Here is a 26,408-nt window from a genome sequence, read left to right as displayed (position 1 = left end):
GGCCTCGTACGGACGTAGGCGCCGCCCGCGCGAGGCGGGCTCCGGCGGAGCCGCCACCGGTCTCCCCCCGCAATTCACTTCCCCGGCGTATGGCCGGACCCCCCGTGCGGCGGGAGGATGCGGCACATCGGACCGCTGAGGGGAACCGCTATGGCCGGATTCAGTGTGCAGCCGTTCTGGGAGCTGACGTTCGACGCCGACGGGGATGTGAACACCGGCCAGCGTGACGCGCTGACGCGGGACGTCGCCCGCGCGGACCTCACCGACCTGGTGCTGTTCGCGCACGGCTGGAACAACGACCGGTCGATGGCGACCCGGCTGTACGACCGGTTCTTCGCCCCCTTCCCCGAGTTGCTCGCCGGGGCCGAGGGGGTGCGCGTCGGCTACGCCGGGGTGTTCTGGCCGTCGATGCGCTTCACGGACGAGCCCATCCCCGACTTCCCGTCCCACACCGCGGCGGCGACCGCCTCCGCCGCCCGTACCGGGACCGGGCTCGACAAGGACACCCGGCTCGCGCTCAACACCGTCTTCCCGGGCCGCGTCATGACCGTGGCACGCCTGGCGGAACTGCTCGAAAAGCAGCCGGACAGCCGGTCGCGCCTCGAAGAGTTCGCCTCGCTGGTACGCCAGTTGGCGGAGGCGCCGTCGGGCAGCCCGGCGGCGAGGTTCGCGGCGGACACGGACCACGACGGGCCGGGCAGCGGCGTGCCCACGATGCTCACGGACGACCCGGTGAAGGTCTGCGAGCGGTTCACCAGCGCGCTGGCGGAGGCCGGCGACGCCCGGCCGGAACTGTTCGGCGGCGGGCTGAAGCGGCTGTGGAACGGGGCCCGCGAGATGCTGCGCCAGGCCTCGTACTACGGCATGAAGCGACGGGCCGGCACCGTCGGCCAGCTCGGCCTAGGACCGGTACTGGGCCTGCTGGCCCACTCCTCCCCCACGCTGCGCGTACACCTGATCGGCCACAGCTTCGGCGGCCGCCTGATGTCCTTCGCCCTGCGCGGCCTGCCGGAGGGCGTCGACAGCGTCAAGTCCCTGACACTCCTCCAAGGCGCCTTCTCCCACTACGCGTTCGCCGAGAGCCTGCCGCACGCCGCCGGGCGGGGCGGGGCGCTGCGCGGGGCGCAGAGCCGGGTGGACGGCCCGGTGGTGGCCTGCCACTCCAGCCATGACACGGCGCTGAGCGTGCTGTACCCGGCCGCGTCCCAGCTCGCCGACGACGCCGAGTCGGTCCTGGGCATCGGCGACAAGCGCTGGGGCGCGGTGGGGTTCGACGGCATCAAGGCCGTGGACGCGTGCGAGAAGCTGACCCTGGCGGAAGCGCTCCGCGGCCCGTTCCCCGCCACCGGCTGCGTCAGCGTCGACGCCTCGGCAGTAGTCGCCCGCGGCTTCCCGCCCGCCGGCGCGCACAGCGACATCTGCCACAAGGAACTCGCCCGCGTAGCCCTGACAGCAGGCCGCGTCATCCACTGAACGAGCCCCCGCGCCCGCGCCAGCGCGAACACGGCCGGGCGGCCCGTGCCACCACTCCAGTGGTACGAGCCGCCCGTTCCCCTCCTCGTGCCCCGGTGTCAGCGATGTGCCGGGAATTCCACCACCTGCTGGTAGGTCGGCCTGTTCTGCCAGGTGATGGACTTGTGGGTGAGGCCGCCGACCGCGCGTTGGATGATCGAGTCGGCGCACCACTGGTCGCCCGCCTTGCAGCTGTCGTCGCCCGGGTAGACCTTGGCGGCGGGTTGGGCGGCGGCTTGGCGGAGGGTGTCGAGGAGGGCGGAGCGGCAGGTGGAGAGGTCGCCGTTGCCGCAGAACTGTTTGGCGAGGCCGCCCTTGACCGGTTCGCCCAGGACGGAGCGGAGGTCCTTGTCGACGTAGCTCCACCAGCCGGTGAGGAAGGCGGAGCCGGCGTGGGAGCCGGTGGGGCCGTGGCCGGCCGAGGGGGATTCGTCGATGGTGGCGTTGGCCTGGAGGGCTTGGTAGAGGTCGCCGCCGAGCCCTGGTTCGTACTCGGCCTTCACCAGCAGCGGCCACCAGGCGTCCATGGTGCGTACGGCGTCGGCGTGCGCGTAGGCGTGCGAGCCGGGCGCGGTCTCGCGGCGCTGCGCGCCGTCCGCGCGCCAGGACTCCAACTGCTGGACCGCCGCGGAGAGTCGCGGGTCGGTGATGGGCTGCGAGCGCAGCACCTTGAGCAGGTCGGGCAGTACGTCCTCGCCCCGCAGGTCGGTGACGGCGGCGTCCTCCATGGCGCGGGTGAGGGACGCGCGCGTCACCCCGCCCTCGGCCACCAGTTCGCGCACCCGGTCGTCGAGGAGGTTGGCGCGGTGCACCGAGCCCGCCGCGAAGTTGGCGGAGGTGTAGTCGTCCGCCTGCTTGTTGTTCCAGGAGATGTAGTAGTTCTGGTCGATGTCGTTGGGGTGTTCGGTCGCCGGGGTGTAGTCGGCCGTGTTGCCGGCCGGGTCGTACCCCTTCCACTCGTACGCCTTGTCCGCCGTGATGGGCAGCGACGGGTCCACGTCCGGGTTACGCACCGGGTTCAGGCCGCTGTTGAAGTAGGCGGTGTGCTGGGCGTCCGCGTAGAACCAGTTGAAGGCGTAGCCGATGTGGTCGGCCGCGCTCTGGAAGGTCTTGGGGTCCCGTACGTAGCCGGGGTCGTTCAGCATCTGGAAGCCGATGATGGAGTCGGCCTCGTGCCGGTAGGTGGAGCGCAGCGCGGTGTAGGCGACGGGTTTGCCGCCGACGGTCGCGCGGTGGGTGACCGTGCCGTACTCGGTGCGCAGCACCTGCATGCGGTACGAGCCGGCGGCGCTGGAGTCCGCGACGGTGGGCTTCCAGGAGTTGGTGCGCTCCAGCTTCTCCATAGGAAGGCACTTGCCGCGGAAGAGGTAGTGCTCGGAGCTCTCGGTGGGTTTGCCGCCGTTCGGCTCGCAGAGGTCGACGGCGTACGTGTCGGTGATGTCCTGGCCGGCGGAGGTCGCGCTCCACGCGTAGTCCGCGCCGCGCCCGAGCTCGACGTACATGCTCACGCCCGCGAAGGACGCGCCGCGCGCGCTGATGCCGGGGCCCTGGATCTCCTGGAGCATCAGCAGTTGCGGGGCGAAGTAGCCGGTCTGGGGGCCGAAGACGGCGACGGGGTGGCCGCTCGCGGTGTGTTTGCCGGAGACGAGCAGGGCGTTGGACATGCCGTGCTTCTTGCTGAACAGGTCGCCGGGGAGCACGCCCTTGTCGAACATGCCCTGCGCGGGCTTCAGTTTCTTCGGCGCGTCGACCGGGGTCTTCGCGGGCTTCTTGGCGGCCGCCGCGCCCGTACGGTCGTAGACCAGCGGTTCTTCCTTGACCGACCCGGCGTCGGGCAGCGCGACGCCCTTGGCGTTCTTCGGCTTGCCCGCGTACGGGAAGCTCTGGCCGTCGTGCAGGGTCTGCACGGCCTCGGGGTCGTCGCGCTCGCGGAAGGACTCCCACACCTTGGTGCCCTCGGCCGTGCCGTACCGCTTCTGCGCGGCGAGCAGGGAGAGCGCGGCCTGGACCTCGCCCCCGCCGCCGTTGCCGAAGAGGCCGCCCACCACGGAGGCGAGGGCGATGAGGTCGGTGAGTTTGAAGGGGGCGATCTCGCCCTTGTTGGTGATGGCGTCGATGTGGCCGGTGAGGACGTATTCGCCGGGGAAGTACCGGCCGTCCTTGGACTGCTGCCGGTAGGCGTTGATGCCGTCGACGTACGCCTGCGCGTCCTTCATGGCCTGTTCGCCGCGCGAGCCGCTTGCGGCGATCTTGTCGACCTGCGCCTGGAGGTCCTTCTCGGTATACGGGGCGGTGCGCCAGAACTGCTGCTCAAGCCCCTGGTTGGCGGCGGCGCCGCCCGCGAAGGAGGTGAGTTCGCCGCGGCCGATGTGGCGGAAGAGGTCCATGAGCCAGAGCCGGTCCTGGCCCGCCGCGTAGCCCGCGCCGTACTCGGTTCCGTACCGCGTGGTGCCCTGGATGTGCGGGACGCCGGTCTGCTTGTCGCGGGTGATCGTGACGTCGTCGCGGGGCTTGTCGACCTTGGCGACGTTCTCCTTGGCCACGCCGAAGGAGGAGTCGTTGAAGAAGTCGCGCAGCTTGTCGTCGGTCAGCGACCGGTAGCCGCCGGCCAGGTCGCCGTACGGGCCGAGCTGGTCGGTGCTGTGCTCGGGGTGGGTGCCGAAGGCGCGGTTGCCGAGGATCTGGACGAGGGTGGCGTTGCCGTTCTCGCCGGGCGGCAGGATGTCGCCGCACTGGCCACGGCAGTAGTCGTCGGCGGAGGCGGGGGCCGTCGTGTTCGCCGGCCGGCCCGGCTGGGCCGCTCGGTTCGGGACCGCCTGCGCCGCCGGGGCGACGAGGGCCGCGCCGAGCGCCAGCAGCGCCGCGGTCGCGGTAGTTCTGAGTCTGCCGATGCGCCGTCGCATTCCTGCTCCTCCCGGTGACCGTCGCGGCGGACGTTACCGCCGGTACGGGCGCGCCGGAAGATGAGCATCGGTCACCTTTCCAAATCCTCACAACTAAGTGGGGCCAAAGCCGTATGGAACGGATCGGCCTCGGTATACGTCCATTCCACAACGGTCCGAGTCCGCTTGTCGGAGGTGGGATGCATTGGCCGGCTTCAGAGCGCTCGCACGAGAAGTGCGCAATCCACGCAACAGCACGGCGCTGCGACGGACGTCACTGCGTAAATGCCTCGAACGATTCGCCCCCTACGGACACCGGGCCACCTGGCACCACCTGTGCTCCCGTGCCGGGCTGGCCCCCGACGACCGAGGCCCCGACCCGGCCCGGCTGATCGTCGCGCTGGAGGAGCTGGAAGAGGCCCGGGCGGTCTGGCTCGCCTACGAGGCCGAGTTCGCCGCGCGTCGGCGGCGCGAGAAGCACGACGGCATCCGGCAGCCGAGCGCCATCGACGAGTGGCACCGCCGCACATGGGGCGGATGCGACATAGTGCCGTGCGCGACCCCCCTGCACCATCCGACCGCGCGCCTGGCCGAGGTGCTGCGGCGCATGATCGCGGCCATGGAGTCGGGTCCGGGCGACGGCTGCCCGGTCTGCTCGCAGGGGCCCCTCGAATGGCACGACGACTTGGAGCGCTACCCGCTGTCGGGCCCCGTCTGCACGGGGTGCGGCGTGGTGGTGCCGCTGCCGGTCCTCTCGCCGGAGGCGCTGTCCATGGCCAGGCGGCCGCAGTTCGAGAGGCGTTACGCGGGGGTCTGACCGGGGCCGGCCCCCCGTGCCCCGTCGGCCGGAGTCCGGGCGGGTGACGGGCGACGGGTGACGCGAGGGCTGGAACCGATTCTTCGCCCGCCGGGAGGCTCGGGCGGCGGGGCTCCCGGTCGGGGAGCCCCGCCCCGGCCGCCGGGCGCGGCGGGGTGGGGCTCCTTCGTCCGATCCGATGGGTGCGGAGTGCGTCTGCTGCGCTCGGAGCGCGCCCCAGGGAGTACGCGCCGGAGTGCACCCGGAGCGCGTTCGGAGCGCGTTCGGAGCGACAGGCGCGGGGCGGTGGGCCCGGCGGGGGCCTCACGCCCGTACCGAGTTGCGGGCGCCGCCGAGACGGCAGGGCGTGAGGCCCTGAACTCGTCAGGACGCCGGCGCGATCAGGCGCTGCCGATCGCCGAGACCACGATGACGATGATCCCGAGCGCCGCGAACGCGCAGCCGACGATGCCGAGCACGATCCCGGCGACCGCCTGCCCGCGACCGCCCGCCTCGCCCCGGTCCGCCTTGCGCCGCGCGGAGATCCCGAGGCACAGCGCGATGACCGGCAGGATCACGGGCAGGATCAGCAGTCCGAGGATGCCGAGCACCATGGACGCCGTCGCCTGGCCGCTGGGCGGCGGGGCCTGCCAGCCGTATCCGGCTTCGTGGCCGGGCCCGGGCGCGTAATGCGGCAGTGCGCCGGAGTCGCCGTACGGCCGTGCCCCCGGCTGCCCTTGGCTCGGCGCTCCCCAGGGGTCCGCGGGCGCGCCCTGCTGCCCCGTTGTGCTGCTGGGCTTGCCTGGCTCGTCAGCCATGTCTTCTTCTCTCCGTCTTCTCTCTGTCTTCAAGGCTTCGGAACGAAACGGACTTCCGGGCCGGGTGTCGCGCCTCCTCCGCCACGGCGGACCCGGGGCAACGCCCAGTAGCCCTGCGCCCGGCGGCGACGGCGGCCCGGCCAGGCGGTTCCGCGCGTTCTGTCGTCGGGTGCCCGCCGTCGGGATATTGATGCGAGTCCATACGGGCGGGGTACGGCCGCGCCCGGCGAAAGTGCGGCAAAGCCGGTTGCCGTTCCGGGGAATTCACGCGTTGACAGGGGAGCGCCCGCGAACCATGCTGAGCAAGCGCTTAGACATCATAGGTACCTCAGCGACGCGACAGCGCCGCACCGCATCAGCGACATCACAGTCCGCACGACTCCTCATGACTGCTCATGACTGCTTGGGAGGCCACGACATGGCAGAGCCCCGGATCTTCACCTCGCTCGACGAACTGCGTGCCGCCGTCGGCGAGGAGCTGGGCACCAGCGACTGGCTGGAGATCGACCAGAAGCGGATCGACCTGTTCGCGGAGGCGACGGGCGACCACCAGTGGATTCACGTGGATCCGGAGCGGGCCGCCGCCGGCCCGTTCGGCGCCACCATCGCGCACGGCTATCTGACGCTGGCGCTGCTGCCCGCGCTCGTACCGCAGGTGATGCGCGTCGAGAACATCAAGATGGGTGTCAACTACGGCACCAACAAGGTGCGTTTCCCCTCCCCCGTACCGGTCGGCTCCCGGCTGCGCGCCTCCGCGCGCGTCGCGGAGGTGACCGAGGTGCCCGGCGGCGTGCAGCTGACCACGACGGTGACGGTCGAGCGCGAGGGCGGCGAGAAGCCGGCCTGCGTCGCGGAGACCGTCAGCCGCTTCTACCTCTAGGTCCTCTAGGTCCTCTGGGTCTTCTGGGGCCTCCGGGGCCGCTTGGGCCTCCAGGGCCGTCGACTCTGGGGGCTCCCCCCTCCGTAACCACTCGCCCGGATCGGGCCGGGCTCACCGGTCGGCCGCGACCGCGCCGACCATCCGCAGCGCGAGGCCCGCGTAGAGCGCGCCGACCTCGTCCGGGGTGCGTCGGCCGTCGGCGTTGAACCAGCGGGCGACGTCGATGCAGAGCGAGAGCACCGCGAGCGCCGTGCCGGGGATGTCCGGCACGTCGAAGTCGCCCGTCCGCACGCCGTCCTCGATGATCGAGCGGACCGCGCCGTCGCTGCCCCGGCGCATGGCGACGATCTCGGCGTAGTGGTCCTCGGCCAGTGCGCCCAGCTCGTACTGCACGACGCGGGCGGTGGTGTGGTGCTCGGCGTGCCAGCGGACGAAGGCCCGTACGGCCTCGGTGAGCCGCTCTACGGGCGTGCCGTCGCCGTCCCGCGCGGCGGTGAGGATGTCGAGGGCGAGCCGGTGGCCGACGCTGCTGATCCGGTAGAGCAGCTGTTCCTTGGTCTTGTAGTGGATGTAGAGCGCGGCCGGGCTCATGCCGGCGCGGCCGGCGATGTCACGGGTGGTCGTCGCGTGGTAGCCGCGTTCGGCGAACGCCTCGACGGCGGCGGTCACCAGCCGCCGGGCCGCGTCGGGCGTGATATCGGCCCACTCCTCGCCCCACTGCGCCGCCGCGTTCATCGCTCGCCCCGCTTCCCCGTCCGGCCGGGGACCCTCCACCGGCCGGACGGACACCATACCTCGAAGCTGAGCAAGCGCTTAGGTGTCCGACGGGCGACCGGCACCGCGCCCGAGGTCCCGACACCCACCGGTCGCTCCGGCAGTACCTCCCCAAGGGCGCCGGCCTCCGCCGGCCTCCGTACGGCCTCCGCCGGCCTCCGTACGGCCTCCGCCGGCCTCCGTACGTTCGGCCAGGCCCTCCGGGTTCAGGCGTAGGCGTCCTCGACGGCGGCTCGGCGCACTGTGCGCAGCGTCGCCCGGAGACTGTCCAGATCGGTCGAGCCCAGGGCCAGGCGGATCGCCTGTGGTGTGTGCGTCGAGGTGGTGAACGGCTCCGCCGTGGTGACCGAGATGTGTCGGCGCGCGAGGGTCGCGGTCAGGCGGTCGGCGCGTGCGTCGTCGGGCAGCGGCAGCCAGGTGAAGTAGGACGAGGGGTGGCCGATGAGCGGGAGGCCCGCCAGCTCTTGCCTCGCTAGTGCCTGGCGGGCCTTGGCGTCGTCCCGTTTCCGCGCTTCCAAGTGGTCGACCGTGCCGTCGTCGAGCCAGCGGCAGGCGATGGCGGTGGTGAGGGCGGGGGTGTTCCAGGTGGTCGCCCGGATGGCGCGTTCGAGCGAGGGCACCACGGGTGGCGGGGCGAGGACGAAGCCGACCCGCAGGCCGGTGGCGATGTTCTTGGACAGTCCCGAGACGTAGACGGTGATGTCCGGCGCGGTCGCGGCCAGCGGCGGTGGCGGGTCCTCGACCAGGTAGGCGTACGAGGCGTCCTCGATGATGAGCGGACCGTACTGTCGCGCGATCCTGATCAGGCGGGTGCGGTCGGTTGCCTGCATGACCCAGCCCAGAGGGTTGTGCAGGGTGGGCATGGTGTAGATCGCGCGCACCGGGCGGGTCGCGCACAGTGTCTCCAGGGCGTCGAGATCCGGTCCATCGACGGTGGTGGGGATGGGTTCCAGGTCGAGATGGAGGGCGTGCGCGAGCACCTTGAAACCCGGGTAGGTGAGCGCGTCGACCGCGACGACGTCGCCGACGCCCAGCGTGGCCATGATGGTGATGGCCAGGCCGTGCTGGGCGCCGTTGGCGATGAGGATCTGATCCGCGTCGGCGGTGACTCCCCGGCGTCCGAGGTGTCGTGCGATGGAGGCTCTGTCCTGTGGACGCCCTCGATGCGGCTGGTAGCGCAGCAGCGAGTCGAGGTCACCGGAGGTGGCCACCTCACGCAGGGCCTGCCGCAGGAGATCGGCCTGGCCGGGCAGCGACGGGTAATTGAAGTTGAGGTCGACCGCGTCCGCGGCGACGGCCTGCTGATCGATGCCGTGGCCGGCGGGGACCGCGATGTCGCGCACGAACGTGCCGCGGCCCTGCTCCCGGCTCACCAGGCCCATCGCTTCCAGCTCGGCGTAAACCCGGGTCGCGGTCACCACGGCGATGCCCTCGCGGACGGCGAGGGCGCGGTGGGTCGGCAGCCGCGTCCCCGGGGCGAGGCGCCCGGTCCGGATGTCGGATGCGAGCGCGTCGACCAGGTTTTTGTATCGCGGGGCTGCCATGCGCCGGATTGTATCCATGACAATTCTTTGACTGTCCTGCTCGTGGGTCCTTACCGTCGAGTCCCATTCCTCCGGAAAGGACAGCCGTCGTGCACATAGCCATCCTCACCTTCGAGGGCTACAACGAGCTCGACTCCCTGATCGCGCTCGGTGTGCTCAACCGCGTCAGGACCGACGACTGGCGCGTCACCATCGCGGCCCCCAGCCCCAAGGTGACGTCGATGAACGGGGTGGTCATCGAGCAGATGTCCACGCTTGAGGAGGCGTGCGCCGCTGACGCCGTCATCGTCGGCAGCGGCATCGCCACCCGCGAGGTCACCGAAGACCCGGCGATCATGAACGTCCTGCGGGGCCTGGACCCCTCGCGCCAGCTCATCGCGGCGCAGTGCTCCGGCGCGCTCGTACTGGCCAGGCTCGGCCTGCTCGGCTCCATCCCCGCCTGCACCGACCTGACCTCCAAGCCGTGGGTCGTCGCCGCCGGCGTCGAGGTGCTCGACCAGCCCTTCTACGCCCAGGACAACATCGCCACCGCAGGCGGCTGCCTGGCCTCGCACTATCTCGCCGCCTGGATCATCGCCCGCCTTGAAGGCAACGGCGCCGCCGAAGGCGCGCTGCGCTATGTCGCCCCGGTCGGCGAGAAGGAGGAGTACGTCGAGCGCGCCTGGCGCAACATCGCCCCCTACCTGCCCGCTCCCGCACCGGCGCTCGTCTGACCGACCACTCGTCCGACCGGCCACGGGTCCGACCAGCCAGTCGCGAGCGACGGCCGGCCAGGAAGACGCGATCTTCGCGACCTCCGTCTTCCACGCGGTTCCGTCGATCCTCCGGTCCGGTCCGTTCGAGCGTGCCGACCGGTCGACCGATTCACTGCCCCATACACGCACTTTCCGGGGGCGGTCGCGGGACCGTCATGATCGTCCGGTATGAAAGGAGTCGCGCGCCGCGATCCCACGGCGGACCACTCCTCGTAACGCCGGAGAGAGAACGTGCAGCAAACAGCCGAAGCAGGCCGGGTGCCGACTCCCCCGTACCGGTTCCTTACCGAAGTCCTCAAGGGCCAGGGCCAGGTCACCTTCATGCCGAGCGCCGTCACCGGCCTCTTCTTCGCCGCCGCGCTCTTCGCCGCCGGCTGGGAGTACGGGCTCTACGGACTGCTGGGAACCGCCGTCGGCACCGCCACCGCCCGGCTGCTGGGCGTGGACCGGGGGCGGGTGGAAGCGGGGCTAGAAGGGTTCAACGCCTGCCTGGTCTCGACCGGTTGCGCCGTCTTCCTGGGCGCCGACCGGATCTCGTCCGTACTCCTGGCCATCGGCGGCGCCGTCGTCGTGACGGTCGTCACCGGGGCGCTGACCAACGTGCTCGCCTCCTGGAACCTGCCGACCTTCACCCTCCCGTTCTGCCTCGTGGCGAGCGCTACGACGATGGCCGCGCCGGGCTTCCACCGGGTCTGGGAGGGGGCCGCGGGCACCACCGCGCTCACCCACCCGGCGACCGGGACGACGTCGCTCACCTGGACCGAGCTGTGGCATGCCTTCTTCGCCGACATCGGTCAGATCTTCTTCATGCCGCAGTGGTACGTGGGGCTGCTGTTCCTGCTGGGCATCTTCGCCGCCAGTCGCTCCGCGGGTTTGGTGGCCTGTTTCGGCAGCGTGGTGGGCATCGGCACCGCCTGGGCGCTGGGCTCGCCGGCGGATGGGATCGCGCAGGGGCTGATGGGGTACAACGCCGTGCTCACGGCGATGGCGGTGTGCGGCGTCTTCATCGTGGCCGACCGCTGGAGCGTCGGCTACGCCGTGGTCGCGGGGGCGGCGGCCACGGCTCTGACGACTGCCGTGACGTCGTTCTTCGCGCCGTCGGGCGGGCATACGTTCACGTGGCCGTTCGTGTTGACGTCGCTGGTGTTCGTGGCCGCCGTGCCATCGTTTTCGCGCCTGCGGAGGACGTGACCGGGGCGCTGCCCCGGGCCCTGGTCCTCAAGCGCCGGACGGGCTGGGTGGTGCGGGCTGGACTGCCGGGCGCGGCAGGGCGCTTTGTTCTCAAACGCCGGACGGGCTGGATGCCGTGCCCCCGCACGCCCAATGGGCGTACAGGCTGTCCTCAAGCGCCGGACGGGCTGGGTGGTGCGGGCCGGGCTGCCGGGCGCGGCAGGGCGCTTTGTCCTCAAACGCCGGACGGGCTGGATGACGTGCCCCCGCACGCCCAGCAGGCGGACGGGCTGAGTGATACAGGTTCAAGCGTCCTCAAGCGCCGGACCGGCCGCAGTGCGGACTGGGGGATTCAGGCCGTCCGGCGGTTGAGAGCGATCTGTTCGGCTGGTGGTCGGGGTCGGTCAGAACTGGAGTGACTTGGTCTGGAGGTATTCGGTCAGGCCGTGGGCGCCCAGTTCACGCCCTACGCCCGAGCGCTTGTAGCCGCCGAAAGGCGCGAGGATGTTGAAGCGGCCGCCGTTGATGTCGACTTGGCCGGCGTCCAGGCGGCGGGCGAAGGCGGTGGCGGTGGCCTCGTCGGCGGCCCAGACGGCGCTCGCTAGGCCGTAGTCGGTGCCGTTGGCGATGCGGACGGCGTCGTCCTCGTCCTCGTACTTGAGGATCGATACGACCGGGCCGAAGATCTCCTCCTGGGCGATGGTCATGTCCGGGGTGACGTCCGCGAAGACCGTGGGGCTGACGTAGTAGCCGCTCTTCTGTCCCTCGGGGGCCTCGGCGCCGCCCGTGACCAGGCGGGCGCCCTCCTCGACGCCCTTGGCGATGTAGCCGCGGACCCGGTCCCGCTGCTTGGCGTTGACGAGCGGGCCCAGCCGGCTCTCCCCGTCGCGCGGGTCGCCGGGTACGTACGTACGCGCCGCCTCGGCCGCGAGCGCGACGGCCTCCTCGTACTGGTCGCGGTGGACGAGCATGCGGGTGAGGGCGTTGCAGGACTGCCCGGAGTTGCGTACGACGTCGGCGACGTTGACGGCCACGGCCTTCGGCAGGTCGGCGCCGGGCAGGATGACGTTGGCGGACTTGCCGCCGAGTTCGAGCGCAACGCGCTTGACGGCGGCTCCGGCGATGGCGCCGATCTTCCTGCCGACGGCGGTGGAGCCGGTGAAGGAGACCAGGTCCACGCCCGGGTGCTCGGCGAGCGCCTGGCCGGCGACCGTGCCGAGGCCGGTGACGAGGTTGAAGACCCCGGCCGGCAGGCCGGCCTCGGCCGCGCACTCGGCGAAGAGCTGGGCGGTGAGCGGGGTGTCCTCGGCGGGTTTGACGACGATGGTGCAGCCGGCGGCCAGCGCGGGGGCGACCTTGTTGGTGATCTGGTGCAGCGGGTAGTTCCAGGGGGTGATCGCGCCGACCACGCCGACCGGTTCGAGCAGGACCGTCGAGTTGCCGACCCTCTCCTCGAAGGCGTAATTGGCGGCGAGTTCGGCGTACGAGCCGGTGACCGCGACCGGCACGCCGACCTGTACCGCCTTGCTGAACGCGAGCGTCGAGCCGAGTTCGGCGGTGATCGTCCCGGCGATCTCGTCGGCGCGGGCGACCAGCCGGTCGCGGAGCGCGGCCAGTCGCTCGCCGCGCTCGGCCGGGGCGGTGGCGGCCCAGCCGGGGAGGGCGGCGCGGGCGGCTCGTACGGCCGTGTCCACGTCCGCCGCGGTGCCGGCCGGTACGGCCCCGATCTCCTGCTCGTCGGCCGGGTTGACGACGGCGATGGTGTCCTCCCCCGCCGCCGGACGCCAGGCCCCGTCGATGTACATGCCGTCGTGTGCCTTCATTGCGTCGACCTCCCGTGGAGTCTGCGGGTGCGCGGGCCGGGCGGCGCGCCCCGCGGACCGTCGGAACCGGTGCGCGGGGCGTACGCCCACGACGAGGGTGCCACGCGCCGCCGCGCCGGGGAGCGGCGCGGTCCGGCCCCGGGGCCGCCGCGCCGCGCTGCCCCATGAACTCGGCGCCGCGGGCCCGGCCGCCCTCCTCGACCGCGCCGAACCGGCGGACGCGCGGGGCCGGTAGAGGCCGGTCCAAGCGGAGTTCAGTCGAGGGTGCGGGCCAGGTACGCGCGCAGCAGTTCCTTGGTCTCCGCCACGATCGCCGGGTCCCCGGCCGGGTCGAGGCGGAAGGCGAGGCGCAGCAGGGCGTCCGCGCTCTCGACGGCGACGAGGAAGGCGACGCGCAGCCGGCCGTCGTCCGGGTCGAGGTCCAGCCGGTCGGCGAGCAGGGCGCGCAGCCGGTCGGCGACCAGGTGGTTGGGCTGGTCGGGGACGGCCGTGGCGGGGACCGGCATGCCGAACTCGACGAGGGCGAAGCCGGGGGCGCCGCGCTTCATGGCGAGGTACTCGTCGACGACGACATCCATGGCGTGCCGCCACCCGCCCTCGCGGCCGGGCTCGGCGAAGCGGTCGGCGATGCGCGCCGCGTACACGTCGAGGTTGCGGTGGGCGAGCGCCTCGGCCATGGCGCGCTTGTTGGGGAAGAAGCGGTAGACGGAACCGATGGGGACCTCGGCGCGGGCGGCGACCGCGCGGGTACTGAGCTCGTCGTAGCCGCTCTCGTCGAGGAGTTCGGCGCAGGCGTCGAGGATGCGGCCGAGCCGCTCGGCGCTGCGCCGCTGTATCGGGGTGCGGCGGAGTGGTGAGGTGGACACGCGCCCATCCTGCCGCCACCCGCGTGCGGAAGCGGAACCGGAAACGGAACCAGAGCCGGACCCGAACCGCGTACGGGCCGGAACCGCGTACGGGCCGCCGGTGCCCGGCCGCCGCCGCCCCGGCCGCCGCGCGCCCCGATGGGCCGCTCAATGTCATTGACGCGCCCGGCCCGCATTCCTATGGTCTTGCACAGGAATCGTTGAGCGTCGGGAGCACACGATGAGCGGTACGGACAACGAGCGGGCCAGGAAGACGGCCGAAGGGCTGGCGTACTCGCCCGGGTTCGGTAACGAGCACAGCAGCGAAGCCGTTCCCGGTGCGCTGCCGCACGGCCGCAACTCCCCCCAGCGCGCGCCCCTCGGACTGTACGCGGAGCAGCTCAGCGGCACCGCGTTCACGGAGCCCCGGCGCAGCAACCGCCGGTCGTGGCTGTACCGCGTCCGGCCGTCGGCGGCGCACCCGCCGTTCTCGCGGATCGACAACGGCGCGCTGCGCGGCGCCCCCTTCACCGAAGTGGAGGCGGACCCCAACCGGCTGCGCTGGGACCCGCTGCCCGAACCGGCCGCGGGCACCGACTTCCTGGCCGGGCTGTGGACGCTCGGCGGCAACGGCGACGCGACACAGCGCACCGGCATGGCCATCCACCTCTACGCCGCCAATGCCTCGATGAAGGACCGGGTGTTCAGCGACGCGGACGGCGAGCTGCTGATCGTCCCGGAGCGCGGCGCGCTGCTGCTGCGCACGGAGTTCGGGCTGCTGCACGCCGCTCCGGGCCAGGTCGCGCTGGTCCCGCGCGGGGTGCGGTTCCGCGTGGAGCTGCTGGAGGAGAGCGCCCGCGGGTACGTGTGCGAGAACTACGGGCAGCCGTTCACGCTCCCCGACCTCGGCCCGATCGGCGCCAACGGGCTCGCGAACGCGCGGGACTTCCTCGCGCCCGTCGCCGCGTACGAGGACGTCGAGGGCCCGGTCCAGGTCGTCAACAAGTTCTGCGGCAACCTCTGGTCGGCGACGTACGGACACTCGCCGCTGGACGTCGTCGCCTGGCACGGCAACCACGTTCCGTACGTCTACGACCTGCGGCGCTTCAACGTGATGGGGTCGATCAGCTACGACCACCCCGACCCGTCGATCTTCACGGTGCTGACCTCGCCCTCGGACACCCCGGGGCTCGCGGGCGTCGACTTCGTGGTGTTCGCGCCGCGCTGGCTGGTGGGCGAGGACACGTTCCGGCCGCCGTACTTCCACCGCAACGTGATGAGCGAGTACATGGGGCTGATCGAGGGCGCGTACGACGCGAAGACCGCCGGGAAGGGCGGCTTCGTGCCGGGCGGCGGCTCGCTGCACAACATGATGTCGGCGCACGGTCCGGACCGAGACACCTTCGAGGCGGCGAGCGCCGCGGAGCTCGCCCCGCAGAAGGTGTCCGACGGGCTGGCCTTCATGTTCGAGACGCGCTGGCCGGTCACCGCCACCGCGCAGGCCCTGGCGGCGGACCACCTGCAGAGCGGGTACGACACGGTGTGGCAGGGTCTGGAGCGCCACTTCCGCAGCTGACCGGAGCCGATGTGACCACCTTCGCCCCCGACTCCCTCGCGCTCAACCGCAAGCTGCCGCTCTGGTATCAGGTCTCGCAGTCGCTGCGGGCCTCGATACTGGGCCGCAGCCCGCAGGACCCGCTGCGGCTGCCCACCGAGGACCGGCTCGCCGAGCACTACGGCGTCAGCGTCCTGACCATGCGCCAGGCCCTCAAGGAGCTGGAGGCGGAGGGGCTGATCAGCCGCCACCGGCGGCGCGGCACCTTCATCGAGCCGAGCGCCCGGCGCACCTCGCCGGTGCGGCTGCTCGGCTCGGTGGACGCCATCGTCGCCCAGCAGTCCGGCGAGCGCACCACGCTGCTCGGATACGGCCCGGCCCCGGTGCCGACCGGGCTCGCCGAGTACTTCCCCGGCGTCGAGGAGACGGTCCGCTACCGGCGGCTGCGCTGCGCGGAGGGATCGGGCGAGCCGACGAACTGGGCGGAGAACTACCTGCGCCCCGACATCGCCGCCCGCCTCGACCCCGCGGACCTCGCCCGCTGGCCGATGACGAAGGTACTGCGGGACGCGGTCGGGGTGCGGATCAGCCGCATCACCGACACGGTGGAGGCACGCCTCGCGGACCCCGAGACGGCCCGGCTCCTGGAGGTGCCGCTGCTCAGCCCGATCCTGCACTACACGGGCGTCACCTACGACGAGGACGGCGCGGTGGTGGACGTGGTGCTCATCCACTACCGGGGCGACCGCTTCTCGTTCACCGTCACCATGGAGGCGCGCTGAGAGCGCCCCCGCTCCTGGCCGTTGTGCGTACGGCGTGCCGAGCGCTGCGGGGCAGCGGGACGGCGGGGCAGAGGCCAGACACCGCACAGGGCGGAAGGCGCACCGAGGGCCTACCCCGGGGCGGCGCGAACGGGGCGCAGAGGGCTCCGCGCCCCGGAACGGGCGTATGAGGCCCGCCGCAGGCCACACCCGCCGGGGCGGCACGAAAAGCACGCCGCACGCCCCGCGCCGCGCCGCACCGGCGCGAACGGGGCGCAGAGGACCGCGGCCCCGGAGCGGGCGGCGAGGCTCGCCGCGCCTCCCGTCCCCGGACCGGCACGGACCGCACATTGAGGACCGCGCCGGGAAGGTCGCAGGCAGAGCTCCAAGGGCCGGCCCCGGTCCGGCCGGAAGGACATCCGATCCCGGACGGATGGACACATCGCATCCCGCCCCGGACCGGCACCTATGGCGCCCCGAGCAACGCGTCCCCGCCCCTAACCGGAAGGCCCGTAGAGCGCCTCGCCCTCCCACCGGACCTCGGGGCGCCGAGGACCGCGGCCCCGGAGTGGGCGGCGAGGCTCGCCGCCCGTCCCGCCCCCGGACCGGCACGGACCGCACATTGAGGACCGCGCCGGGAAGGCCGCAGGCGGCGCTCCAAGGGCCGGCCCCGGCCCGGCCGGAAGGACATCCGATCCCGGACGGAGGGACACATCGCATCCCGCCCCGGACCGGCACCTATGGCGCCCCGAGCACCGCGTCCCCGCCCCGAACCGGAAGGCCCGTAGAGCGCCTCGCCCTCCCGCCGGACCCGCGCCAGGCCCGCGAACCGGGCCCCTCCCCCGCCGGAGGCACTGGGTAGCATGCGTGCGGTGAGCGACGACGTGCCTCTCCTGAGCGACCTCATGCCCTGGTCCGTCGGCCCGCTGCGGCTCGGACGCGGCTGGGTCCTGGGGCCCGATCCGGCGGCGCTCGAAGCGCGTTGGGACGCGCTCGCGGGCGCCGGGAGCGAGGCGGAGCGCAGTGCGCTGTTCCGGCCGACCCGGGCCCGTACGCTGCACAGTTCGGTGCCCCAGCTGCCCGGCCGGCCCGCGTCGACGGGGCGGCTGGCGCGCGAGCCGGGGCCGTGCCCGGAGCCGGTGCGGGTGCTGCACGGGCCGTTCGACCAGCAGTGGCTGCTGCCGGACCACCGGCTCATCGACGTGGCCCGGCCCGAGCTGTGGCGGGTCGCCGACGACCGGCAGCTCTTCGCCGTCGCGCAGCCGCGGCTGCCGGGGACGCCCGGCCCCGCGCTGGTCTTCTCGGCGCTGCTGCCCGACGGGTACGCCCCGGCCGGGCGGCCCGGCCGCGTCCATCCGCTGTACCGGCGCCCCGGCGGCGCGGAGCCGAACCTCGCGCCGGGGCTGCTGGACCACCTCTCCCACCGCCTCGAACTGCCGGTGTCCGCGGCCGACTTCCTCGCCTGGACCGCCGCCGCGGCCCGCCACTCCCCCGCCGGCTGCGCGGTGCCGCTCACCGCGGCCCCGGACGTCTGGGCGGAGGGCGTGGAGCTGGGCCGCCGCGTCCTGTGGCTGCACACCCGCGGCGCGCGCGACGGCGAGCGGCCCCGGATGCCGGGCGGGCGGCGGCCGTACGTACGGGCCGCCCCGCCGTCCGCCGTGCCGCCGGGCGCCCTGTCGTACGACCCGGACGGGGAGGCGCTGCTGCTGGACGAGGGCCGGATCGCGCCCGTACCGGCGGCGGCGTGGGAGTTCCACGCGGGCGGGGCGCGGGTCCTGGAGAGCTGGTTCGCGAGCCGTACGGACCCGGCCGAGCCCGGCACGCTGGCGGCGGTGCGCCGGCCCGGCTGGCGGCGGGAGTGGACGTCCGAGCTGCTGGAGCTGGTCACGGTGATGGCGCTGCTGGCCGAGCTGCGGCCGCGGTGCGCGCGGCTCGGCGAGCGGGTCGACGCGGGGCCGTGCGTCGGGGCGGCCGGGCTGCGGGGCGCGGGCGTGCTGCCCGCGCCGGAGGGGGCCCGGCGGCCGGCGTCCGTGCTGGATCACCACGAGGAGGGCCCGGAGGGGCAGTTCGCGCTGCTGTGAGCGGGCGCCAGGTCATACCTTGGTCCCCCTGAAGCGTTACGCCTCCTGGTTCCCGCCCTCCGCCGCGAACCCGGCGAAGATGCGGCGCAGGGCGCGCTCGAAGAGCGCGTCCTGGTCGGCCGGGCCCGCCGCGCTCTCGAACGTACGGGCCATCCGCGGGTACCGTCCGCTGGCCAACTCCCGTGCGAGGTAGGCCGAACGCGCCGCGCGCTCCTGCTCGGGCGAGTGCGGCGAGGTGCGGTTGCGTTCGGCGGCGGTCAGCTCGCTGCCGACGAAGGAGGTGACGACAGCGGTGATCATGGCGAGCAGTTCCATCTTGGCGCCGTCGTCGACGTCGAGCCCGTCCAGCGCCCACAGGACGTACTCGAAGTAGCGCAGCGCGTTCGGGCTGAAGCCGTAGACGGGTGACATCAGCCCCGGCATCCAGGGGTGACGGTGCATCATCGCGCGGGTCTGCCGGGCGAGTGCGAGCAGGTCGGCGCGCCAGTCGCCGGAGGGCCGCTCGGGCAGCTCGTACTCGGCGGCGGCCGCGTCCACCATCAGCTCGTACAGGTCCTCCTTGCGCGGCACGTAGTTGTAGAGCGACATCGTGCCGCAGCCGATCTCGGCCGCCACCCGCCGCATGGAGACGGCGTCGATGCCCTCGGCGTCGGCGATGCGCACCGCCGCCGCCGCGATCTCGGCGCGGGTGTGCGCGGGGCGGGGGCCGCGTCCGGCGCGCTCGGGCCGCGCCCAGATCACCTCGGGTCCGGCCGTACGACCGCTGGCTGCCATGGATCATCACCTCGGCCCCCATCCTAGTTACGTACGCCGTACGTAGTGCGGTACGGTGTGCCGCATGACAACTACGTACGCTGTACTGAGTGAGGGGTTGCACAAGCGCTACGGCGAGGTGCACGCGCTGCGCGGACTGGATCTGGCCGTGCCCGAGGGCACCGTCTGCGGCCTGCTCGGACCCAACGGCGCGGGCAAGACGACCGCGGTCCACATCCTCTCGACGCTCCGCGCCCCCGACTCCGGCACCGCCCGCGTCGCGGGCCACGACGTCACCGCCGACCCGCGGGCCGTACGCCGGAGCATCGCCCTCACCGGCCAGTTCGCCTCGGTGGACGGTGACTTGACGGGCCGTGAGAACTTGCGACTGTTCGCCCGCCTCCAGCGGCTGCGGCCGCACGCCGCCACACGCCGGGCGGACGAGCTGCTGGACCGGTTCGGCCTCGCCGAACTCGCCGGACGCCCCGCCCGCACCTACTCCGGCGGCCAGCGGCGCCGGCTCGACCTGGCCGCGTGCCTGCTCACCGACGTCCCCGTGCTCTTCCTCGACGAGCCCACCACCGGTCTCGACCCGCGCAGCCGCGGCGACATCTGGGACGCCGTCCGCGAGCTGGCCGCGGGCGGCACGACCGTGCTGCTCACCACGCAGTACCTGGAGGAGGCGGACCGACTGGCCGACGACATCGTCGTCATCGACCACGGCCGGGTCAGCGCCACCGGCACCCCCGAGGAGCTGAAGGCGACCATCGGCTCGTACGTCGAGGTCGTCGTCGGCGACGCGAGCGAACTCGCCGGGGCGGCCGTCGCGCTCGGCCGGCTGACCGGCGCACAGCCCGCGGTCGACCCCGAGCGGCGCACCGTCGGCTCCGCCTGCGCCGACCCGACCCTCACCCTGCCCCACGTCGTACGGGAACTGGACGCCGCCGGCATCGGCCTGGCCGACGTGTCCGTACGGCAGCCCACCCTCGACGAGGTCTTTCTGCGCCTCACCGCCGACGGCGGGACCGACACCACTGCGAAAGAGGACGCGGCATGAGCGACACCTCCCTGACCTGGGCCGCCCGCGACGCGTCGGCCATGATCGGCCGGCAGACAACCAGGCTGCGGCACGCCCCCGGCCTGCTGGCCATGACGCTGACGGCGCCGCTGCTGATGCTGGTGCTCTTCGGCTATCTCTTCGGCAGCGCCATCGACGTGCCCGGCGGCGGCAACTACCGCGAGTACCTGGTGCCCGGCCTGCTCGTCTCCGTCTCCACGCTCGGCATCTTCACCGGGACCCTCCAGGCCGTGCAGGACCGGCAGCGCGGCGTCATGGACCGCTTCCGCACGCTGCCCATGAGCCGCTCGGCCGTGCCGGTCGGCCAGGCGGTCGCGGAGGTGCTGCTCGCCGCCGTGGGGCTCGTACCGCTCGCCCTCATCGGGCTCGCGATGGGCTGGCGGATCCGGAACGGGGTGGGGCCCGCGCTCGGCGCGATCGGCCTGCTGCTGCTCTTCCGGCTGGCCACGGCGTGGATCGGCCAGTATCTGGGGACGGTCGTCAAGAACGAGGAGGCCGCGGGGCAGCTGGCCGCACTGACCTTCGTCCTGCCGATGCTCTCCAACACCTACGTGCCGACCGCCGGAATGCCCGGCTGGCTGCGCTTCCTGGCCGAGTGGAACCCGATCAGCGCGGTCGTCGGCGCCTGCCGCGACCTCTTCGGCAACACGGCCGCCTCGGCCGCCGCCGCGCACCCCTCCTGGCCCGCGGCGCATCCCGTCGCGGCCTCGCTGCTGTGGTCGGCACTGCTGCTCGCCGTCTTCGTACTGCTCACCATCCGCCGGTACGTGCGCGACGGGCGCTGAGCCGGGGGTGCTGGACCGGGGGGGCACTGAGTCGGGGGGGCGCGCTGAGCGGGGGGCCGGTGCCGCTCGTACACGGCTGCCGCTCGTACGCGGCCTGGCGCTCGTACGTGGCCTGGCCGCTCGTACGCGGCCGACGCTCGTACGGCGGCTGTCTCTCGTATGACGGGCGGCGGCCCGGCGGACACACCGAAGCGCTCCCCGAGCGCCCCGGGGATAACGGGCTCTCAGGTCTCAGCGCTGTGCCGGGTCGGTGTGGCCGCCGGGCCTCGGGTGTCCGCCCGCCGTCAGTGGCGGCTGCCGAACAGCGAGCGCCGCAGCCGCCGCAGCGGCGCGAAGAGCGACACCCTGGCGGTCCGGCTCTGCTTGGCGCGCGAGTGGTCGCGCGCCGTCAGCTCGCGCATCAGCACGGTCGCCGACTCCGTCTCGCGCTGCGGCACGGCAGGGCCGCCCAGCACCGCGAGATGGCGGTCGAGGCGCGCGCTGGACGCGCCGCTCCCGCAGCTGATGGCAGGCACTCGCGGCCTGCTGCGCATTGCTATCTGCTCCATGAGACTCCCCACCCGTACGAGATACCCGGCCCGGGCAGAGTAACCCTACCGCCCCTTCACGTCACCCGCGCATCCGCGGGCCGGATTCACCACTCCGTCAAGGGCGTTGACGCGACTGGCGCGAACCCGTCGCGGCAGAGGGCCAGTTGACCGATACGGCCCCCTCCTGACAGGGGGCGATCACGCTGCGTCGCGGTACATTCACTGACGTTCGCCTCGCGTCGGCGGCCCCCGCTCCGCGCGGACCCGCATGTTCTCTTCGAGGCGGGGGGATTCTCCCCCGGAGAGAACACGGCGGTGGATCGCTCTCTCGCGGGAGGGGCTCGTCGATGAGCGGAATTCCTTCGGATGAGCGCGGCGGCGGCGCGCGGCCCGGCCGCGTACTGGCGGGCCGCTACCGGCTGCTGGGCGAGCTGGGCCGCGGCGGCATGGGCGTGGTCTGGCGCGCGCGGGACGAGGTGCTGGGCCGCGAGGTGGCCGTCAAGGAGGTGCGCGCGCCCTCCGGACTGCTCGACCGCGAGGTGCGGCAGCTGTACGCGCGCCTGGAGCGCGAGGGCCGGGCCGCGGGCGCCGTCTCGCACCCCAATGTCGTCACCGTCCACGACGTGGTGTCCGAGGACGGCCGCCCGTGGATCGTAATGGAGCTGATACGCGGGCTGTCGCTGGCGGAGGTGCTGGACGCGGAGCGGACGCTCTCCCCCGCGCGGGCGGCCCGCGTCGGCGTGGAGGTGCTGGCCGCGCTGCGGGCGGCACACATCGCGGGGGTGCTGCACCGGGATGTGAAGCCCGGCAATGTGCTCCTCACCAACGACGGCCGGGTGGTCCTCACCGATTTCGGCATCGCGATGGTCGAGGGCAGCACGGCGCTGACCATGACCGGGGAGCTGGTGGGCTCCCCGGAGTTCCTGGCCCCCGAGCGCGTACTGGGCGAGCAGCCCGGCCCGGCCTCGGATCTGTGGTCGCTCGGCGTGACGCTGTACGCGGCCGTGGAGGGGGCCTCCCCGTTCCGCCGGGAGACACCGCTCTCCACGATGCGGGCCGTGGTCGACGAGGCGCTGCCGCCGCCGCGCCGCGCGGGTCCGCTCGCCCCGGTGCTGGAGGGGCTGCTGCGCAAGGACCCCGTACTGCGGGCGGACGCCGCCGCGACGGAGCCGATGCTGCGCACGGCGGCGGCCGGGGGCACGCCGAGGGCGGCTCCGCCGCCGACGGTCCCGGCGGCGGCCCCGCCCAGGACGACGACCGGGGCCGGGGGCGGCGGTGTGGGTGGCGGGGCCGGGCGCTCGCCGCAGTCCCCGCACTCCCCGCAGGACGCGCCGGGCGGCGACGCACGGCCGCCCGCGGCCGGGCGCGTGTCGCGCCGGACCGCCGTGGCGGCAGGGGTGTTGGCGGCCGTGCTCGTGGCGGGCGGCGTCACCTGGGCGCTGCTGGCCCATGACGGCTCGGGAGGCGGGTCGGACGGCGGATCCGGCAACGGGTCGTCGTCGAGCGGCGGGACGTCCGGCGACAAGGGCGCCGCGTCCAACGGCTCGGGCTCGGGCTCTGATTCCGGCTCAGGCTCGGGGTCCGGCTCAGGTTCCGGCTCGGGCAGTACGCCCGGGGGCGCGAAGTCCGGTTCCGTGGCGGTATCGGTGACGGCGGCGCGCGACCGGTACACCGGCGCGTGCCCGCCGTCCGCCGCCGAGGCCCCGTACTTCGTGGCGACGCTCACCGTGGACGGCACTCCGGCGCAGGTCTCGTACCGGTGGGTCACGGGGAGCGGGAAGGTCACCGACGGCGGCTGGAAGTCCGTGCGGATCGCCGGCGCGAAGTCCCGGACGGTCGGCCACACGGAGCTGAACTACCACTCGGGGGCCACGGACGACGACTGGATCGCGCTGGAGGTCAGGGCCCCGGAGCGGGTCGTCTCGCGCCGGGTCCCCTTCAGCGTGTCGTGCGAGCAGACCCCGACGGGCGGGACCTCCGCCACGGCCTCCGCCACGGCCGACGCCGGGTCGGCCACTGGCGGCTGACCCGGCGTCGGTCACGGCCCGGCGGGCGCGTCGGGCGGTGGATCGGGGAGCGGGTACGGAGGCGGGTCAGGCGGCTGACGAGAAGGCGGGCAGGTAGCCCTTGGCCTGGCCGTCCGCGGTGGGGTGGTAGGACTCGTCGACGGGCAGCGTCACGCTGTGCAGCCAGGCGTCGTCGGAGCAGATCTCGTGCCCGGTGAACGGGGCGCCGACGTCGCTGAACGCGAAGCCGTGGTCGGCGGCGCGCTTGGCGGTGACGGTGTTGATCTCGTCGGCGGCGCCGTTGATCGCGGTGCGGGACTTCTCGCTGAGGCCCACCGAGCAGCTGCCGCCGAGCTTGTAGAACCGCGGGTAGCCGACCACGACGACGTGTGCGGAGGGGGCCTTCGACGTGATCGCGTTGTAGACCTTGTCGAGCTGGGCGGGGAGGGTCTTGTCGATGTACGAGCGGGCCTTGGCCACCCCGCTCAGGCAGGCGGCCTCGCCCTTGAGGACGCAGGTGGACATGGTGTCGGCGAAGCCCGCGTCGTTGCCGCCGACGCTGATGCTGACGAGTCCGGTGGAGGATTTGAGCGAGCCCAGCTGTCCGCTGAGCACGTCGCCCGTACGCGCACCCGAGCAGGCGGCGAAGGTGAAGCTGGCCGGCGCGTGGGCGGCTGCCCAGAGGGCGGGGTACGCCTTGGTGCTGCGCTTGCAGGCGCCGCTCGCGCCGTCGTAGCCGCCCGCCCCGACTCCGGCCGAGTAGGAGTCACCGAGCGCCGTGTAGGCGGGCGTTGCGTTCTTCTCTCCGGCATGCGCGGCGCCCGCCCCGGTGAGGGCGAGCGCGGTGGTGAGGGTGGTTGCGGAGACGAAGCTCGCAATTCTGGACAGTTTCATGAAACCTCCCGTTAGCAGGATCTCTGCCTATATCCGTAGTACCAGGCCACATGCGTAACGGGAAGTGTCCATGCCAAGGACAACGGCGACCGTAACCGACAGGTTGTGATTCCCTGTCACATTCGTAACTTCTCGCTGGTGGGCCGGTCGCGGGGGCGTGCGCCCCGGCGCACGGCGCCGCGGAAGGCCGCGTGCCACATACTGACGGAACGTCAACTGTGGGCGGGGGAAAGGCGAATGAACGGTCAACCGCCGGTAACCGGAGGCCGTTTGCACACCCTTCACATCTTGACGCGCATCCGCCGATTGCGCGACATTGAAGCCCGGCATCCGGCGCTTCGGGGGGCAAAGTCGCCAATGCAGAACATCACTGGAAAGAGCGACACCGGCGGGAGAAGCGACACCAGCGGGAGATCCGTGCTCGGGGGATCGCTCCCCGCCGTCGCGGGCGCGGCCGCCGCCGTCGGAGGGGTCGGCGCCGCGCTGGCGCTCGGCGATGTGGTCTCGCCGCTGCGCGCGCCGTTCGCGTTCTTCTTCCTCTTCGCCGCGCCCGCGTGCGCCGTGGCGGCCGTGCTGCGCGGCCTCGACCCGCTCAGCAGGTGGGTGGTGGCGGCGGGCGGCGCCATCGCGATCGATCTGCTGATCGCCCAGGCCATGCTCGCGCTGCACATCTGGTCGGTCACCGGCGGCGTCGTCGCCGTGGCGGCCGTGAGCCTCGCCCTCTGCGCTCCACCCCTGCTGGCATACGCGCGGCAGCACCGCGACCGCGCGGCGAGAAGTCGGACCTCTTGACGTGAGCATCAGCGTGTACCGCCCCGGCGAGCTGACGGCCGGGGACCGTGCGGCGTGGACCGCCATCCAGTCGCAGTCCTTCGAGAACGGCACGCCCCAGCTCGCCAACCCCTTCCTCGCCCCGGAGTTCACCCTCGCCGTCGGCCGCTGCCGGCGCGGGGTGCGGATCGCGGTGGCCCGGGAGGAGGGCGAGCCGGTGGCCTTCCTGCCGTTCCAGCGCTCCGCGACGGGGGTGGGCCGGGCGGTCGGGCTGGGCGTCTCGGACGCCCAGGGCCTGGTGCACCGGCCGGGGTTTCAGTGGGACGCGCGGGAGCTGCTGTCCGCGTGCTCCCTGTCGGTGTGGGAGTTCGACCACCTGGTGGAGGGGCAGAAGCCGTTCGAGGTGGGGGCCGTCCGCGCGTACGCCTCCCCGGTGATCGACGTCGAGCAGGGGTACGAGGCGTATCTGGCGCAGTTGCGCAAGCAGGCGGGGAAGTTCGCCCGCACCACTCTGGCGAAGGAGCGCAAGCTCGGCCGGGACGTCGGCGAGGTGCGGTACGAGCACGATGAGCGCGATCCGGCCGTCCTCGCGGCGCTGATCGGCTGGAAGTCCGCGCAGTACCGGAGAACGGGGCGCAGCGACCGCTTCGCCCATGCCTGGATCGCGCACCTCGTCGAGCAGCTCTTCCACACCAGCACCCCCTCCTTCGCCGGCCTGCTGTCGGTGCTCTACGCGGGCGGCCGGCCGATCGCGGCGCACTTCGGACTGCGGTCGGAGCGGGTGCTGGCCTGCTGGTTTCCCGCGTACGACCCGGCGTTCGCGAAGTTCTCGCCCGGCCTCGTGCTGCATCTGCGGATGGCCGAGGGGGCCGCCGCGCAGGGCATGGCCTATCTGGATCTCGGGCGCGGCGAGAAGGAGTACAAGGACTCCCTCAAGACACGGGAGCTGACCGTGTCCGAGGGCTGGGTGACCCGCCGTCATCCGGTGGCGCTGGCGCATCGCGCTCGGCGCGCCCCGGTGCGGGCGCTGCGCAATACGGTTCTCTCCCGCCCCGAGCTCTTCGATCCGGCAGATCGACTGCTGAAGCGAATGGGCCGTTTTCGGTCGGGCGACTGAGGAACAAAGGGCTCCGAATGCGCCATCGAAATCCGGCGTAAAAAACATAGAAGGAGGGGGCTCGGCTCAAGGTCTTGCCTTAGAGTCTCAACCGTCAATACCGTCGTACATCCACCCGCATCGGCCCATCACGCAAGGCAGCGCTAGGGGAGGGCTCAAGCGCCGCGATGGATACCGGCGCGGGGCGCGGTGGGGGGGCACCGTACCGGCCGAGCCAGTCGTGCCGAGCTACGGGCCGCGCGGCCAGCACCACACGCCAACTCGTCCTGCCCGTAAGG

Annotated in this window: 22 protein-coding genes; 13 read left to right on the top strand and 9 right to left on the bottom strand. The window is 72.9% G+C overall.

Features of this window, described 5'->3' with window-relative positions:
* The first annotated feature begins 150 nt into the window (after positions 1-150).
* Positions 151-1,473, top strand: coding sequence for a serine-threonine protein kinase (locus tag AB0I22_RS06350; protein WP_363129499.1), 1,323 nt, complete (start codon positions 151-153; stop codon positions 1,471-1,473).
* Positions 1,474-1,571: 98 nt separating this feature from the next.
* Here the strand turns inward: AB0I22_RS06350 and AB0I22_RS06345 are convergent, their stop codons facing one another.
* Positions 1,572-4,415 (bottom strand): penicillin acylase family protein, encoded by a 2,844-nt coding sequence (locus tag AB0I22_RS06345; RefSeq protein WP_363129498.1) that lies wholly within the window; start codon positions 4,413-4,415, stop codon positions 1,572-1,574.
* 184 nt (positions 4,416-4,599) lie between these two features.
* On the opposite strand from AB0I22_RS06345, the gene AB0I22_RS06340 reads away from it, so the two are divergent.
* Entirely contained in the window at positions 4,600-5,211 is a 612-nt protein-coding gene (locus AB0I22_RS06340) for a hypothetical protein (protein ID WP_363129497.1), read from the top strand.
* A gap of 380 nt (positions 5,212-5,591) precedes the next feature.
* Here the strand turns inward: AB0I22_RS06340 and AB0I22_RS06335 are convergent, their stop codons facing one another.
* Positions 5,592-6,008, bottom strand: a complete 417-nt coding sequence (locus tag AB0I22_RS06335) for a DUF4190 domain-containing protein (protein ID WP_363129496.1) — start codon at positions 6,006-6,008, stop codon at positions 5,592-5,594.
* A 418-nt stretch (positions 6,009-6,426) separates the two neighbouring features.
* Here AB0I22_RS06335 and AB0I22_RS06330 point away from each other — a divergent pair, with 418 nt between their 5' ends.
* Entirely contained in the window at positions 6,427-6,888 is a 462-nt protein-coding gene (locus AB0I22_RS06330) for a MaoC family dehydratase (protein WP_363129495.1), read from the top strand.
* Between the two features lie 111 nt (positions 6,889-6,999).
* Here the strand turns inward: AB0I22_RS06330 and AB0I22_RS06325 are convergent, their stop codons facing one another.
* Together AB0I22_RS06325 and AB0I22_RS06320 are read right to left on the bottom strand one after the other, a co-directional pair.
* A complete protein-coding gene (locus AB0I22_RS06325; protein WP_363129494.1) occupies positions 7,000-7,623 on the bottom strand; it encodes a TetR/AcrR family transcriptional regulator in 624 nt (207 codons plus the stop codon).
* A gap of 245 nt (positions 7,624-7,868) precedes the next feature.
* The gene (locus AB0I22_RS06320; protein ID WP_363129493.1) at positions 7,869-9,206 is read right to left on the bottom strand and encodes a PLP-dependent aminotransferase family protein; all 1,338 of its coding nucleotides are present in this window, start codon (positions 9,204-9,206) and stop codon (positions 7,869-7,871) included.
* An 89-nt stretch (positions 9,207-9,295) separates the two neighbouring features.
* Between AB0I22_RS06320 and AB0I22_RS06315 the strand changes: the two genes are divergently transcribed.
* Positions 9,296-9,919 (top strand): DJ-1/PfpI family protein, encoded by a 624-nt coding sequence (locus AB0I22_RS06315; protein WP_363129492.1) that lies wholly within the window; start codon positions 9,296-9,298, stop codon positions 9,917-9,919.
* 273 nt (positions 9,920-10,192) lie between these two features.
* Positions 10,193-11,152 (top strand): urea transporter, encoded by a 960-nt coding sequence (locus tag AB0I22_RS06310; protein WP_363129491.1) that lies wholly within the window; start codon positions 10,193-10,195, stop codon positions 11,150-11,152.
* A 383-nt stretch (positions 11,153-11,535) separates the two neighbouring features.
* Here the strand turns inward: AB0I22_RS06310 and AB0I22_RS06305 are convergent, their stop codons facing one another.
* Positions 11,536-12,954, bottom strand: a complete 1,419-nt coding sequence (locus tag AB0I22_RS06305; RefSeq protein WP_363129490.1) for an aldehyde dehydrogenase family protein — start codon at positions 12,952-12,954, stop codon at positions 11,536-11,538.
* 254 nt (positions 12,955-13,208) lie between these two features.
* Positions 13,209-13,820 carry a TetR/AcrR family transcriptional regulator gene (locus tag AB0I22_RS06300; RefSeq protein ID WP_363129489.1) on the bottom strand — a complete coding sequence of 204 codons (612 nt, stop codon included), beginning with the start codon at positions 13,818-13,820 and terminating at the stop codon, positions 13,209-13,211.
* Between the two features lie 220 nt (positions 13,821-14,040).
* Here AB0I22_RS06300 and hmgA point away from each other — a divergent pair, with 220 nt between their 5' ends.
* From hmgA to AB0I22_RS06285, 3 genes are all read left to right on the top strand, one after another.
* The gene (gene hmgA / locus AB0I22_RS06295) at positions 14,041-15,375 is read left to right on the top strand and encodes a homogentisate 1,2-dioxygenase (protein ID WP_363129488.1); all 1,335 of its coding nucleotides are present in this window, start codon (positions 14,041-14,043) and stop codon (positions 15,373-15,375) included.
* A gap of 11 nt (positions 15,376-15,386) precedes the next feature.
* A complete protein-coding gene (locus tag AB0I22_RS06290) occupies positions 15,387-16,136 on the top strand; it encodes a GntR family transcriptional regulator (protein ID WP_363129487.1) in 750 nt (249 codons plus the stop codon).
* Positions 16,137-16,978: 842 nt separating this feature from the next.
* Positions 16,979-18,196, top strand: coding sequence for a type ISP restriction/modification enzyme (locus tag AB0I22_RS06285; RefSeq protein WP_363129486.1), 1,218 nt, complete (start codon positions 16,979-16,981; stop codon positions 18,194-18,196).
* A 36-nt stretch (positions 18,197-18,232) separates the two neighbouring features.
* On the opposite strand, the gene AB0I22_RS06280 is transcribed toward AB0I22_RS06285, so the two are convergent.
* Positions 18,233-18,970 (bottom strand): TetR/AcrR family transcriptional regulator C-terminal domain-containing protein, encoded by a 738-nt coding sequence (locus AB0I22_RS06280; RefSeq protein WP_363129485.1) that lies wholly within the window; start codon positions 18,968-18,970, stop codon positions 18,233-18,235.
* Positions 18,971-19,034: 64 nt separating this feature from the next.
* On the opposite strand from AB0I22_RS06280, the gene AB0I22_RS06275 reads away from it, so the two are divergent.
* Together AB0I22_RS06275 and AB0I22_RS06270 are read left to right on the top strand one after the other, a co-directional pair.
* Entirely contained in the window at positions 19,035-20,006 is a 972-nt protein-coding gene (locus AB0I22_RS06275; protein WP_363129484.1) for an ATP-binding cassette domain-containing protein, read from the top strand.
* A complete protein-coding gene (locus tag AB0I22_RS06270) occupies positions 20,003-20,812 on the top strand; it encodes an ABC transporter permease (protein WP_363129483.1) in 810 nt (269 codons plus the stop codon). The genes AB0I22_RS06275 and AB0I22_RS06270 overlap by 4 nt, the downstream gene beginning before the upstream one ends.
* A gap of 284 nt (positions 20,813-21,096) precedes the next feature.
* Here AB0I22_RS06270 and AB0I22_RS06265 read toward each other — a convergent pair whose 3' ends face one another.
* Positions 21,097-21,360 (bottom strand): hypothetical protein, encoded by a 264-nt coding sequence (locus tag AB0I22_RS06265; protein ID WP_363129482.1) that lies wholly within the window; start codon positions 21,358-21,360, stop codon positions 21,097-21,099.
* 329 nt (positions 21,361-21,689) lie between these two features.
* Between AB0I22_RS06265 and AB0I22_RS06260 the strand changes: the two genes are divergently transcribed.
* Positions 21,690-23,369, top strand: coding sequence for a serine/threonine-protein kinase (locus AB0I22_RS06260; protein ID WP_363129481.1), 1,680 nt, complete (start codon positions 21,690-21,692; stop codon positions 23,367-23,369).
* A gap of 66 nt (positions 23,370-23,435) precedes the next feature.
* Here AB0I22_RS06260 and AB0I22_RS06255 read toward each other — a convergent pair whose 3' ends face one another.
* On the bottom strand, positions 23,436-24,242 hold the full coding sequence (locus tag AB0I22_RS06255; RefSeq protein WP_363129480.1) for an SGNH/GDSL hydrolase family protein: 807 nt from the start codon (positions 24,240-24,242) through the stop codon (positions 23,436-23,438).
* A 357-nt stretch (positions 24,243-24,599) separates the two neighbouring features.
* Here AB0I22_RS06255 and AB0I22_RS06250 point away from each other — a divergent pair, with 357 nt between their 5' ends.
* A complete protein-coding gene (locus tag AB0I22_RS06250; RefSeq protein WP_363129479.1) occupies positions 24,600-25,034 on the top strand; it encodes a hypothetical protein in 435 nt (144 codons plus the stop codon).
* 1 nt (position 25,035) lies between these two features.
* Positions 25,036-26,130, top strand: coding sequence for a GNAT family N-acetyltransferase (locus AB0I22_RS06245; RefSeq protein ID WP_363129478.1), 1,095 nt, complete (start codon positions 25,036-25,038; stop codon positions 26,128-26,130).
* Positions 26,131-26,408 lie beyond the last annotated feature (278 nt).

Origin of the sequence: Streptomyces sp. NPDC050610 (genome assembly GCF_040654875.1) — a bacterium.
Lineage (GTDB): Bacteria > Actinomycetota > Actinomycetes > Streptomycetales > Streptomycetaceae > Streptomyces.
This window is presented reverse-complemented; position numbering and strand designations above follow the sequence as displayed.